Raw genomic sequence first — 11910 nt, forward strand, 5'->3', positions numbered from 1 at the left:
CCGACGCGTCAACAAGACGCCTCGGCAATGATCAGGGGTGCTGTGATCAGGCGCAACAGTGCCCCCCGGGCTATCCGAGGGGTGCCGTTGCAGTGACCGTCCGCTGCGTCGATTCGACGACGATAATGACTGAGAGTAATTGTCAGGCTGACGTGTGGTACGCGAGAACGCCCCGATTGACGGCCGCTATAGCCTGTCGAGCGGTGGACCGCAGCTCCGTTGTGGCACCGCCGGAGTCGGCAATCTGACCCAGCAGGTCGACGACCTGTCGGGCCCACCGGACGAAGTCACCAGCGGGCATCTCACCATCGATCTCGTGCCCGCTGCCGAGCACCTTGGCCAGCGCCTCGCCCCGGGCCCACCGGTAGACGGGCCAGGCGAAACCGAGATCCGGCTCCCGGGTCGCGCTCAGCCCCCGCGCCGCCTCGTCGGCCTCGATCTCCCCCCACAGCTTCAGCGTCTCGTCCACCGCGTCGGCCACCGGCCCGCGCGGCAGCGACGCCCGCTCGTCGACATCGCGGCGCGCCTCGAACACCACCACGGACACCGCGGAGGCCAACTCGGCCGGAGACAACCCGTTCCACACGCCCCGGCGCAGGCACTCGGCGACCAGCAGGTCAGCCTCGGTCCAGATCCGGCCCAGCATCCGACCGGCGTCGGTGACCGCGCCGTCGCCGGCGAGGTAGCCACGCTCGGTCAACAGCGCCACGATCCGGTCGAACGTCCGCGCGAGGGACCCCGTACGACTGTTGACGCGCTCGTGCAACTCCTCGGTGTCGCGCTCCAGCCGCCGACGCCGCTCCGCCCAGCGGGCGTGCTCCTCCCGCTCGGGGCAGGCGTGGCAGGGGTGGTTGCGAAGCTCGGTGCGGAGCTGGGCGATCCGGTGGTCCTCGCCGGTCACCTGCCGGGAACGGCCCCCACGTCGGCCACCGTGCCGGTCCAGGCCTGTGCCGCTGACCTCGGCGGCGAGATCCCGCCGGGCGCCCGGCGACCGGTGGTTAAAGTGCTTGGGCACCCGGATGCGGGCCAACACCTCGGCCGGAGTGGTGAAGTCGCCGGGGCTGACCCGCCCGGCCCAGCGGTCCTGGGTGAGCACCAGTGGCCGGGGCTCACCGAACCCGCCGGTCGCCGGGTCCAGCACCACTGCCAGCCCGGCCCGCCGGCCCGACGGCACCCGGATCACGTCGCCCACCCGCAGCCGCTCCAACGAGGCCACCGCGGCGGCCTTGCGCTGGGTCTGCCCCTGCCGGGCGATCGCCTTCTCCCGGTCGGCGATCGCCACCCGCAGCGCGAAGTACTCGTCGAAGTCGCCGTGGTGGCAGGCGGCCTCCACGCCGTACGCCTCGATGGTTTCGGTGTTGCGCTGCACCTGCCGGGCCAGGCCGACCACCGACCGGTCCGCCTGGAACTGGGCGAACGAGGACTCCAGCAGGGCCCGGGCCGGCTCCGCGCCGACAGTGCCTACCAGGTTCACCGCCATGTTGTACGACGGCCGGAAGCTGGAGCGCAGCGGGTAGGTGCGGGTGGACGCGAGCCCGGCCACGTGCCGTGGGTCGATCTCCGGGGACCACACCACGACGGCGTGCCCCTCCACGTCGATGCCTCGGCGGCCGGCACGCCCGGTGAGCTGGGTGTACTCCCCCGGGGTCAGGTCGACGTGCGCCTCGCCGTTGTATTTGACCAGCCGTTCCAGGACCACGCACCGGGCCGGCATGTTGATGCCCAACGCCAGCGTCTCGGTGGCGAAGACCGCCTTGACCAGGCCGCGGACGAACAGCTCCTCGACGATCTCCTTGAACACCGGCAGCATGCCGGCGTGGTGGGCGGCCAGACCGCGTTCCAGGCCGTCCAGCCACTCCCAGTAGCCCAGGACCGACAGGTCGTCGCCGGGGATGGCGGTGACCCGGGACTCGACGACCCGGCGGATCTCGGCCCGCTCCTCCGCCGAGGTGAGCCGCAGCCCGGCGGCGAGACACTGCTGCACAGCGGCGGCGCAACCGGCCCGGCTGAAGATGAACAGGATCGCCGGCAGCAGACCCTCCCGGTCCAGCCGGTCGACGATGTCCGGGCGCAACGGACCACGCCAGCGCGGGCCGCGCCGGCCGGCACCGGGCCCCGCGCTGCGCCCCTCGCCCAACTCCAACCGCCGCGCGGTCTCCCGGGTGTAGCGCAGCAACTCCGGGTGCACGTCGTGCTTGCGGGCGGCGTCGGCGTCGTGGAACAGGTCGAACATCCGCTTGCCGACCAGCATGTGCTGCCACAACGGCACCGGCCGGTGCTCGCTGACCACCACCGCGGTCTCGCCGCGCACGGTGACCAGCCAGTCGGCGAACTCCTCGGCGTTGGAGACGGTCGCCGACAACGAGATCAGGGTGACCGAGGCGGGCAGGTGAATGATCACCTCTTCCCACACCCCACCGCGGAACCGGTCGGCCAGGTAGTGCACCTCGTCCATCACCACGTACGCGAGGCCCTGGAGGGTGCTGGAGCCCGCGTAGAGCATGTTGCGCAGCACCTCGGTGGTCATCACCACCACCGGCGCGTCGCCGTTGATCGCGTTGTCGCCGGTCAGCAGGCCGACCTGCTCGGCGCCGTACCGGGCGACCAGATCGTGGTACTTCTGGTTGGACAACGCCTTGATCGGCGTGGTGTAGAAGCACTTGCGCCGCGTCGGCGGGGTCGTCGCGTCGACCGCTGGCACCGGATCGTCGGGCCGCCCCCGCAACGCCAGGTGGACGGCGAACTCCCCGACCACCGTCTTACCGGCGCCGGTGGGAGCGCAGACCAGCACACCGCTGCCCCGCTCCAGCGACTGACACGCCTCCCGCTGGAAGTCGTCGAGGTCGAACCCCAACTCGAGGGCGAACTCGTCCAGCGCCGGAAACTGTGCGGCTTGTGCGGCCTTGCGGCGCGCCGCTGCGTACCGCTCGGCGGGGCTCGACATGGCACCAAGATTAGTGCGTGCCGAGTCATGTCACCCCACAAGGCCGTCCGGAGGCACGGTCGGGGGCGGTCGGTAGGGTGCACGGCGTGCCGGACCATGCCGAACCGCCCCAGACCAGTCCGCCAGGCACCGCCGAGGCGCCCGCCGCCCGCCGGGCGTCCCGACGCCCTGTCAAGGCGGTGCTCTTCGACTTCCACGGCACCCTGGCCCAGGTGGAGGACCCCCAGCGGTGGGTGCTGGAGGCCGCGGCGGCGTGCGGCGTCACCCTGGACCGGGTTCGCGCCACCTCGCTGGCCGACCGACTGCTGACCGCCGGCCGCGCCGGCGGGCCACTGCCGGCGCGGGTGCCGCCCCGACTCGCCGAACTGTGGGCCGACCGGGACCTCTACGAACACGCCCACCGGGGCGCGTACACCGGGCTGGCCGAGACCGTCGACGCCGGCATCGAGGGCTTCGCCGACGCGCTCTACGAGCGGCTGCTGACCGCCGAGGGCTGGCTGCCGTACGCCGACGCCGCCCCCACTCTCACCGCGTTGCGCGACGCCGGGGTGCCGGTGGCGGTGGTCAGCAACATCGGCTTCGACCTGCGGCCACACTTCGACACCTGGGGGCTGACCGACCTGGTCGGCGCGTTCGTGCTCTCGTACGAGGTGGGGCGCTGCAAACCCGACCCGGCGATCTTCTGGCGTGCCTGCGGGATGCTCGGCGTCGACCCGGAGCAGACCCTGATGGTCGGTGACACCCCGGCGGACGCGGGCGCGGTGGCCGCCGGCTGCTCGGTGCTGGTGCTCCCGGCAGCCGACCCGGGCCGGGAGAACGGGCTGGGCGCGGTGCTCGACCTCGCCCTGCCGGGCTGACCGGTACCGCCCGTGCCGTGCCGTGCCCGCCGTTTGTCACGCCGGTGGACACCGCCGCGAGGTAGCCGGAGCTGACGGCCTACCGTCGTGCCCGTGACGGACACCCTGCTGCCCACGCCACCCTCGGGCGAGACACGACCGGCCCGGCGCGGTGGCGTCGCCGCCGTGGGGCTGGTGCTCGGCGGGGCCCTGTCGGTGCAGTTCGGCTCCGCCGTGGCCGCGTTGCTCTTCCCGCGTACCGGAGTGGCCGGCGCGGTGACCCTGCGGCTGACCATCTCGGCGGTGCTGCTGCTCATCATCTGCCGGCCCCGACTGCGCGGACACGACCGGTCCGCCTGGCTCGCGGCCGGCGGGTTCGGGCTGGCGCTGGCCGGCATGAACTCGTTGTTCTACCAGGCCATCGAACGCATCCCGCTGGGCCTGACGGTGACGCTGGAGGTGCTCGGCCCGTTGGCGCTGTCGGTGTTCACCGCGCGACGACTGGCCAGCTGGGGCTGGGCGGGGCTGGCACTGGCCGGGGTGGCGCTGCTCGGGCAGGGCGGCTTCGACCGGCTGAACCCGGTCGGGGTGGCCTTCGCGTTCGGCGCGGGCGCGATGTGGGCCGCGTACATCGTGCTGAGCGCCCGGGTCGGCGGGCGGTTCCCGGGCGCGGACGGGCTGGCCCTGGCGCTGACCCTCGCCGCACTGGTCACCCTGCCGCTGGGCATCGTCGACGGGGGTGCGGTGCTGCTCGACCCACAGGTGCTGGCGCTGGGCACCGTCCTCGCGGTGCTCGCCTCCGGGCTGCCCTACACCCTGGAGCTGCTGGCGCTGCGACGGATGCCCACCGCCACCTTCGCGGTGCTGATGAGCCTCGGCCCGGCCGTCGCCACGCTCGCCGGGTGGCTGGTGCTGCGGCAGGCGCTGACGGTGCTGGAATGCGCCGCCATCGTGCTGGTCATCGCCGCCAGCATCGGCGCGGTACGGGTCAACGCAGCAGCCGCAGGGCGCCTGGAACCGCGCTGATCGTCAGCGGCAGCTTCAGGGAACGTTCCCCGTCCGCGTACGAGGTGATGCCCTCGGCGGCCAACTCCACCGTGCGGGCCCGGAAGCTGCGCACCAACGGGTGGCTGACGTGGGTGCCCTGGTAGATGCTCGGCTTCACCCGCACCAGCGTCCGCCGGTTGACCCGACCCGCCACCACCACGTCGAGCAGCCCGTCGGTCGGGTCCGCGTCGGGGCAGATCCGCATCCCACCGCCGTACGTGGGGCAGTTGCCCACCGCCACCAGCACCGCGTCCAGGTCGTGCGACACCCCGTCGAGGCGCAGCGTGTAGCGGCGTGGGCGCAGCCGGGCCAGCTCGACCAGGATCGCCAGGTCGTACCGGCGCGGGCCGCGGGGCCAGCGCATCCGGTTGGCCCGCTCGTTGACGATCGCGTCGAACCCGGCCGCGAGGACCGCCCCGTACCAGCGCTCGACGCCGTCGACGCCGACCATCCGGGCCAGGTCGACCGGTCGGCTGCGGCCGTCACGCACCGCCTCGGCGATCACCGCCGCCGCCGCGAGGGGATCGGCCGGGAAGCCGGTGTCCAGGGCGAAGTCGTTGCCGGTGCCAGCCGGGATCGGGCCGAACGGCACGGCGGTCCCGGCGACCGCCTGCAACGCCCGGTGCACGGTGCCGTCGCCACCGACCGCCACCACCGCGCCAGCGCCCTCGGCGACGGCGGCCCGGCACGCCGCCTCCGCCTCGGCGGGGCTGGACGCCGGCAGCAACCGGACCGGCCGCCCGGCGGCGGCCAAGCCGTCCAGCAACCGGGGCAGCAACGCCCGGTGCCGTCCGCGACCAGCGGTCGGGTTGGCGAGCACGGCGACCGGGCCGGGCAGGTGATCGTCTGCGGTCACGGGCAGCACCGTACCGGTCGGACGCCCGCCGTTCACCAGGGGCAGGTGTCGTCACCATCAGTTCCGCTACGGGCGCGCGAGGTGACGCGACGACGCCGCCCCCGGAAAACGGGGACGGCGTCGGTGGACCAGTCGGCGCGGGGCCGTCAGGTCATGTCGTCGTAGCGGCGTTCGATCGGCGCCGGTGGGGCGACCGGTTCGGGTACGCCGATCGGCGCTGTCGAGTCGACCCGCTGCCCGGCCACGACCGGGTCCGCGTCGAACTCCAACGGCGACACCTCGTCGTCGTCGATGCCGGCGTAGACCTCCTTGCCCCGCCCACGCCGCCGATCGTTGATGAACGCGACGCCGACCGCGGCGAAGTAGAGCGCGGTCAGGCAGAGCGCCAGAGCGGTCATCCCGAACGGGTCCGGTGTCGGGGTGACCACCGCGGAGAAGGCGAAGAACACGAAGATCGCCACCCGCCACCAGCTGAGCAGCCGTTTCGCGCTGGCCAGGCCGACGAAGTTGAGCATCAGCACGATCAGCGGGAACTCGAACGCCACACCGAACAGCAGGATCAGGTTGGTGACGAACGAGATGTACCGGGTGACTTCCAGATTCGTCGCGATGTCATCGCCGGACACGTTGAGCAGGAACTCGAGGCCCTTGGTGGTGACGAAGAAGGCCAGCACCGCGCCGGCCGCGAACAGCGGCGCGGCCAGCGCCGTGAAGATGTACGCGTAGCGCCGCTCGTGCCGGTGCAGACCCGGCGCGATGAACGCCCACAGCTGGTAGAGCCAGATGGGCGCCGCGATGATCAGGCCCACCCACAGACCGATCTTCAGGTTCAGCAGGAAGACGTCCGCGACACCGAGCTGGACGAACTTGCACTTGCCGGTGACCGGGTCGAGCGAGGCGTCGAGGCTGCAGTACGGCTCCGACAACAGGATCCGGACCGGCTTCGCCAGCCAGATGCCGACGCCGAAGCCGATCATGATCGCCAGCGACGCGCGGAAGAGGCGGTTGCGCAGCTCACGGACGTGCTCGATGAGCGTCATCGACCCGTCGGCGGCCCGCTCGAACGCCTTTGGGGCGCGTTTACGCAGTGCGAAGGCCACGGTGGTGGGGCCCTTCGGTCAGTTGTCGCGGACGCGGTGCACCGGGTCGACGACCGGCTGCTGCGGCGGCGCCTGCTGGTAGGGCGCCTGCTGCGGCTGGCCAGCGTACGGCGCCTGCTGCCCGGCGTGCGGCGGCAGCGGCTGGTAGCCGGCCTGCGCGTCGGCCTTCTCGGCGAGGTCGCGGTCGTCGTCCTGCAGGCTCTTGGTCTCGGCCTTGATGATCCGCAGCGACCGACCCAGCGAACGGGCCGCGTCGGGGAGCCGCTTCGCACCGAAGAGCAGGATCAGCACAACCACGAGAACAGCGATGTGCCACGGCTTGAGGGCACCCATGAGAAGCTCCAGTCGCTCTGTGTCCGGGGGGTGGTACGCAGCCCATCGTACGTGCGGATCGGCTGCCCGCCACCCGCTGGGTGGTGGTGGTCTGGGCGGGAGGGTGAAGTCTTGACCAACCCGCGATGATCCGTCAACCACCGTCGGGTGCGTGCTCGATCAGCCGCGCTTGGCCTTGATCACCGCGAGTCGCTGGGATGTGGTGTCGAGCCGCCGTTGGACTTCCTCGGCACGCTGTTGCAGCGCCTCGGCGGTTTCCCGTAGCGCCTCGGCCTCGGCGGCCCGCCGCTGCAACGCCACGGCGGCCCGTTGCAGTCGGGGCAGCCGGGCCAGCACCGGGCGCACGGCCAACGCGAGCGCCACGAGGGGTAGCAGCACCACCGCGAGCACGATCCAGATCAGCACGGCGGTCAGCCTACTGGGTGCGGCCAGCCACCGCCGGGTCACCCGACGGCGCGCGCTCCGGGTCGACCTCCGACGGCCGGGGCGTGGGCACGGCGTACGCGTCCAGCGCGGCGGCCGCCGTCGCCCGCACCTGCTCGGCCAACTCGACCGGGGCGACCACAGTCACCTCCGGCCCGAGGCCCAGCACGAAGCGGCGGGCCCACCCCAGGTCGGTGACCCGCAGGGAGACGAGCCACTGGTCGCCGTCGCCGGCCTCCACCCGCTCACACGGGTAGTACTCGGTGATCCACCGCTCGCCCCGACCGATGCGCAGGGTGATCAGCGGCAGGTCGGCCGAGGGGCGGAACACGCCCTCGGTGAGGTCGTGCGGGACGGCCTGCGGCGGCACCGTGGCCGGCTCGTCCAACTCGGTGACCGCGTCGATCCGGTCGGCGCGGAACAGTCGGACGGCCTCCGCACGCCGACACCACGCCTCCACGTACGCCCGGCCGCCGACCATCAGAATCCGCAGCGGGTCGATGACGCGCTCGGTGGTCTCGTCCCGGGCGGCCGTGTAGTAGGTGATCCGTAGGGCCTTGCCGCCTTCCACGGCGGCGCGCAGCGCCTCGACCCGCGGGGTGTCCCCGGGCAACCGGACCGCGACCGGCGCGCCCACCAGGTCGCCGGCGGCCTCGATCTTGGCGAGGGCGCGTTCGACGGCCTCCCGGTTGGCCACCCCGGGTGTCTCGGCCAGCATCCGCAGGGCCACCACCAGCGCCAGGGCCTCGTCGGGGGTCAGCCGCAACGGCCGGTCGATGCCGGCGTCGTAGGTGATGGTCACCCGGTCACCGTCGAACGCCATGTCGATCAGGTCACCGGGGCCGTACCCGGGGAGCCCACACACCCAGAGCAGCTCCAGATCCTCCCGGAGCTGGCGCTCGGTGACGCCCAGGTCACCGGCCGCCTCGGCGACCTCGATGCCGGGCCGGGCCAGCAGGTAGGGCACCAGGTTGAGCAGTCGGGCCAACCGGTCGGCGGACGCGCGGGAACCGTTGCGGCCGGCCGGGCGGGTCACCGGGCGCCCCCGCTGACGGCCAGCTCGTCGTGGCGCACGGCGATCTCCTTGAGTCGTTGGATGACCGCCTCGCGGACCTCCGGTGGGTCGAGGACCCGCACGTCCGGGCCGTAGCCGACCAGATGACCGGCCAGCCCGTCCGGGTCCGCGTACGGCAGGACCAGCCGGTCGCCGTCCGGCCCGGCGGTCACCTCCACCGCCCAGCGGCGCAGCCCGGCGGCCCGCCCGGGCGCGGCCAGCACTGTGGCCCGACCGGTGCGCTCCACCGGACCCGACCAGCGGGCGACGTGGCTGATCAGGTCGACGTTGGCCGGCGGCTCGTACGCGCCGGGGGCGCCGGACACCCGGACCGCGCCGACGACCCGGGACAGCCGGAAGCAGCGGGTCGCCTCCCGGTCCTTGTCGTGGCCGACCACATACCACCGGCCGCGCCAGCAGACCACGCCCCACGGTTGCAGCCGACGCCGGCTGGGCGCGTCGCGGTCGGGCACCCGGTAGTCGAACCCCACCTCGCGGCGGTCCCGGGCGGCGGCGGTCAGCGGCGCGAACGCCGGGTCGACGGTGACCATCGGCTCCAGGCCGAGGGTGGCCTGCGGGTCCACGTCCACCCCGGCGGCGCGCAGCTTGGCCAGCCCCGACGACGCGGCGGCGGCCAACCCGGCGTGCTGCCACAGCCGGGCGGCGATGCCGACAGCGGCGGCCTCGTCCGGTTCGAGCAGGATGTCGGGCAGCGCGTATTCGCGGTGGGCGATCCGGTAGCCGGGCTCGGCGTCGAAGGCGCTCGCCGTGCCGGTCTCCAGTGGCACACCCAACTCGCGCAGCTCGGCCTTGTCCCGCTCGAACTTGCGCTGGAACGCCTCGTGGTCGCGCGCGTCGTCCGGATCGTGCTCGTAACCGGGCACGGTCGCGGCGATCTGCGCGGCGGTCAGGAACCGTCGCGTGGACAGCAGGCAGATCACCAGGTTGACCAGGCGTTCGGTGCGGGTCCGCGACACGCGGTAGACGCTAGCAGCCGACCCGCCCAGACCGTGCACCCACGCGGGCGTGCCGCACACTTGTTCGGATCGGGGCCTCCCCCGGCGCGTCGCCGCCCGCGGTCATAGGGTGATCCTCATGTCGCAAGCGGACGTCAGGCCCGAGAGCGAGAGCGTCGGCACCGTCGTCGTCGCCGGCGCCGCCAACCTCGCCATCGCGATCGCCAAGCTGGTCGCCGGGCTGATCTCCGGGTCCGCCGCGATGCTCTCCGAGGCGGCCCACTCGGTCGCCGACACCACCACCGAGGTGCTGCTGTTCCAGGCGCTGCGCCGCGGTGCCCGCCCGGCCGACCAGCGGCACCCCTTCGGGTACGGCAAGGAGAGCTACGTCTGGGCGTTCTTCGCGGCCATGTTCACGTTCGTCGCCGGCGCCGGTTTCGCCGTCACCCACGGCGTCACCACGATCCTGGTGCACGAGCACAGCGGCGACTACCTGATCTCGTACATCGTGCTCGGGGTGTCGTTCGTCATCGAGTCGATCTCACTGGCCCGGGCGGTGCGGCAGGTCCGCCGCGAGTCGCGACGCTGGCAGACCACGCCTCGGCGGTTTCTGCGGCTGACCGCCGACACCACGGTCAAGGCGGTCTTCCTGGAGGACAGCGCGGCCCTCATCGGCCTGGTGCTGGCCGGGCTCGGCGTCGGCCTGTCGCACGCAACCGGCGACGAGGTGTGGGACGGCGTCGCGTCGATCCTGATCGGGCTCCTGCTGCTGACGGTCGCCGGGGTCCTCGCCGGCAACAACCTGTCGCTGCTGGTCGGCCGGGCCGTCCCGGAGCGGCTGCGCCACGAGATCGAGCAGGAGTTGGCCGGGCTGCCCGAGGTGGAGCGCATCGACACGCTGTTGACCATGCAGCTCGGCCCGCAGGACATCCTGGTCGCCGCGAAGGTCGACTTCCGCGACGAGGCCACCGGCGCGCAGATCGAGGCCGCCGCCGACGAGGCCGAGCTGCGGCTCACCGACCGGTACCCGGAGATCCGGTTCGTCTTCCTCGACCCGACCCGTTCGATGCCGGGCGCCACCGGCACGGCCCGGCACACCCAGGCCGGGCCGAGCCCGGACGCCGGCGGCCCCGAACCGACCTGACCCACACCCGGGCGCGGGCCGCCGGGCCCGCGCGGCTAGCGTGCCCGTCATGGTGCGATGGCGTACGGGGACGGTGGCGACGCTGCGACGGCAGTGGACCGGGGCGGTGGAGCTGGACGTCGACCTGCCCGACGGCACCCGGATGCGGGCGCTGGCCTACCCGGAGCTGGTCGGCACGCCCGAGCCCGGCGACCGGGTGCTGCTCAACGCCGGCGCCCTGCTGATGGGGTTGGGCACCGGCGGGTACGCCCTGGTGGTCGCCCTGCCGGACCGGCTGCCGCCGGACCCGCCGGACGTGGCCGACACCCGCGACGCCGGGCACCTGGTCAAGGCCCGCTACACGCCATTGCAGCCGATCCTCCTCGGCGTCGACGAGGAGGCGTCCCCGCACCGCGACGTGCTGGCCGACGCGGACGGCCTGGGCGGCCTGCCAGTGGTCACCGCCGACCTACACTCGGCGCTCCCGGCGATCCTGGCCGGTATCCGGGCCGACGCCCCGCAGGCGCGGGTGGCGTACCTGCTCACCGACGGAGGGGCGCTGCCCGCCTGGTTCTCCCGCACCCTCGCCGGGCTGCGGGCCGAGCTGGCCGGCACGATCACCGTCGGGCAGGCGTTCGGCGGCGACCTGGAGGCCACCACCCTGCACGGCGGTCTGCTCGCCGCCCGGTACGTGCTCCAAGCGGACGTGGCGATCGTGGCGCAGGGGCCGGGCAACCTGGGCACCGGCACCCGGTGGGGCTTCTCCGGCGTCGCCGTCGGCGAGGCCGTCAACGCGATCGCCACGCTGGGCGGAAAGCCAGTCGGCTCGTTGCGCATCTCCGACGCCGACCCCCGCCCTCGGCACCGGGGCGTGTCACACCACAGCCTCACCGCGTACGGCCGGGTGGCGCTCGCCCCGGCGGAGCTGGTGGTGCCCGAGGACCTGGCGCCGTCGCTCGCGACCGAGGTGCACGCGGCGCTGGCGCCCCTGGCTGCCCGGCACCGGATCGTCCGGGTGTCCACCGACGGTCTGGACGCCGCGCTGCGGGCCAGCGCCGTGCCGCTGTCCACCATGGGCCGCGGCCTCGACGCCGACCACGCGTACTTCCTGGCGGCGGCCGCCGCCGGCCGCCACGCCGCAGCCCTCCTCCCCTAACCCCCCAGCCCCCGGGCCCCCAGCCTCATCCGGTTGATCATGAGGTTATCGCCCGCCGCCTCGGCTTGGGGTCAAGGGGTGA

11 protein-coding genes are annotated in these 11910 nt (G+C 73.3%); 4 read left to right on the forward strand and 7 right to left on the reverse strand.

Features of this window, described 5'->3' with window-relative positions:
* Nucleotides 1–142 precede the first annotated feature (142 nt).
* Complete coding sequence (locus tag NIE79_RS29930; RefSeq protein WP_238681758.1) at nucleotides 143–2944, reverse strand: DEAD/DEAH box helicase; 2802 nt, start codon at nucleotides 2942–2944, stop codon at nucleotides 143–145.
* Nucleotides 2945–3030: 86 nt separating this feature from the next.
* Between NIE79_RS29930 and NIE79_RS29935 the strand changes: the two genes are divergently transcribed.
* Both NIE79_RS29935 and NIE79_RS29940 read left to right on the forward strand, forming a co-directional pair.
* Nucleotides 3031–3801 carry an HAD family hydrolase gene (locus tag NIE79_RS29935; protein ID WP_238681759.1) on the forward strand — a complete coding sequence of 257 codons (771 nt, stop codon included), beginning with the start codon at nucleotides 3031–3033 and terminating at the stop codon, nucleotides 3799–3801.
* 93 nt (nucleotides 3802–3894) lie between these two features.
* Nucleotides 3895–4806, forward strand: coding sequence for an EamA family transporter (locus NIE79_RS29940; protein ID WP_238681760.1), 912 nt, complete (start codon nucleotides 3895–3897; stop codon nucleotides 4804–4806).
* Here NIE79_RS29940 and NIE79_RS29945 read toward each other — a convergent pair.
* The 6 genes from NIE79_RS29945 to NIE79_RS29970 all read right to left on the reverse strand — a co-directional run bounded on the left by NIE79_RS29945 (nucleotide 4769) and on the right by NIE79_RS29970 (nucleotide 9570).
* The gene (locus tag NIE79_RS29945; protein WP_238681770.1) at nucleotides 4769–5692 is read right to left on the reverse strand and encodes a diacylglycerol kinase; all 924 of its coding nucleotides are present in this window, start codon (nucleotides 5690–5692) and stop codon (nucleotides 4769–4771) included. The two genes, NIE79_RS29940 and NIE79_RS29945, sit on opposite strands and share 38 nt — an antisense overlap.
* Before the next feature lie 137 nt (nucleotides 5693–5829).
* Nucleotides 5830–6783, reverse strand: coding sequence for a twin-arginine translocase subunit TatC (gene tatC, locus NIE79_RS29950; protein WP_238681761.1), 954 nt, complete (start codon nucleotides 6781–6783; stop codon nucleotides 5830–5832).
* 18 nt (nucleotides 6784–6801) lie between these two features.
* The gene (gene tatA / locus NIE79_RS29955; RefSeq protein ID WP_124855346.1) at nucleotides 6802–7116 is read right to left on the reverse strand and encodes a Sec-independent protein translocase subunit TatA; all 315 of its coding nucleotides are present in this window, start codon (nucleotides 7114–7116) and stop codon (nucleotides 6802–6804) included.
* Nucleotides 7117–7275: 159 nt separating this feature from the next.
* Nucleotides 7276–7521, reverse strand: a complete 246-nt coding sequence (locus NIE79_RS29960) for a hypothetical protein (RefSeq protein WP_238681762.1) — start codon at nucleotides 7519–7521, stop codon at nucleotides 7276–7278.
* 10 nt (nucleotides 7522–7531) lie between these two features.
* A complete protein-coding gene (locus NIE79_RS29965) occupies nucleotides 7532–8575 on the reverse strand; it encodes a helix-turn-helix transcriptional regulator (RefSeq protein WP_238681763.1) in 1044 nt (347 codons plus the stop codon).
* Nucleotides 8572–9570 carry a helix-turn-helix transcriptional regulator gene (locus NIE79_RS29970; protein ID WP_238681764.1) on the reverse strand — a complete coding sequence of 333 codons (999 nt, stop codon included), beginning with the start codon at nucleotides 9568–9570 and terminating at the stop codon, nucleotides 8572–8574. Before NIE79_RS29970 ends, NIE79_RS29965 begins: the two co-directional genes overlap by 4 nt.
* A gap of 118 nt (nucleotides 9571–9688) precedes the next feature.
* On the opposite strand from NIE79_RS29970, the gene NIE79_RS29975 reads away from it, so the two are divergent.
* Entirely contained in the window at nucleotides 9689–10693 is a 1005-nt protein-coding gene (locus NIE79_RS29975) for a cation diffusion facilitator family transporter (protein WP_238681765.1), read from the forward strand.
* Between the two features lie 49 nt (nucleotides 10694–10742).
* Nucleotides 10743–11828 carry a DUF3866 family protein gene (locus NIE79_RS29980; RefSeq protein WP_238681766.1) on the forward strand — a complete coding sequence of 362 codons (1086 nt, stop codon included), beginning with the start codon at nucleotides 10743–10745 and terminating at the stop codon, nucleotides 11826–11828.
* The last annotated feature ends 82 nt before the right edge of the window (nucleotides 11829–11910 follow it).

Source organism: Micromonospora trifolii (assembly GCF_022229005.1).
GTDB classification, from domain to species: domain Bacteria; phylum Actinomycetota; class Actinomycetes; order Mycobacteriales; family Micromonosporaceae; genus Micromonospora; species Micromonospora trifolii.

Bases quoted from the DNA above. Each gene is read 5' to 3' on its own strand.
- NIE79_RS29930 (WP_238681758.1), bottom strand. From the start codon at position 2,944: ATGTCGAGCCCCGCCGAGCGGTACGCAGCGGCGCGCCGCAAGGCCGCA.
- NIE79_RS29980 (WP_238681766.1), top strand. From the start codon at position 10,743: ATGGTGCGATGGCGTACGGGGACGGTGGCGACGCTGCGACGGCAGTGG.
- NIE79_RS29975 (WP_238681765.1), top strand. From the start codon at position 9,689: ATGTCGCAAGCGGACGTCAGGCCCGAGAGCGAGAGCGTCGGCACCGTC.
- tatA (WP_124855346.1), bottom strand. From the start codon at position 7,116: ATGGGTGCCCTCAAGCCGTGGCACATCGCTGTTCTCGTGGTTGTGCTG.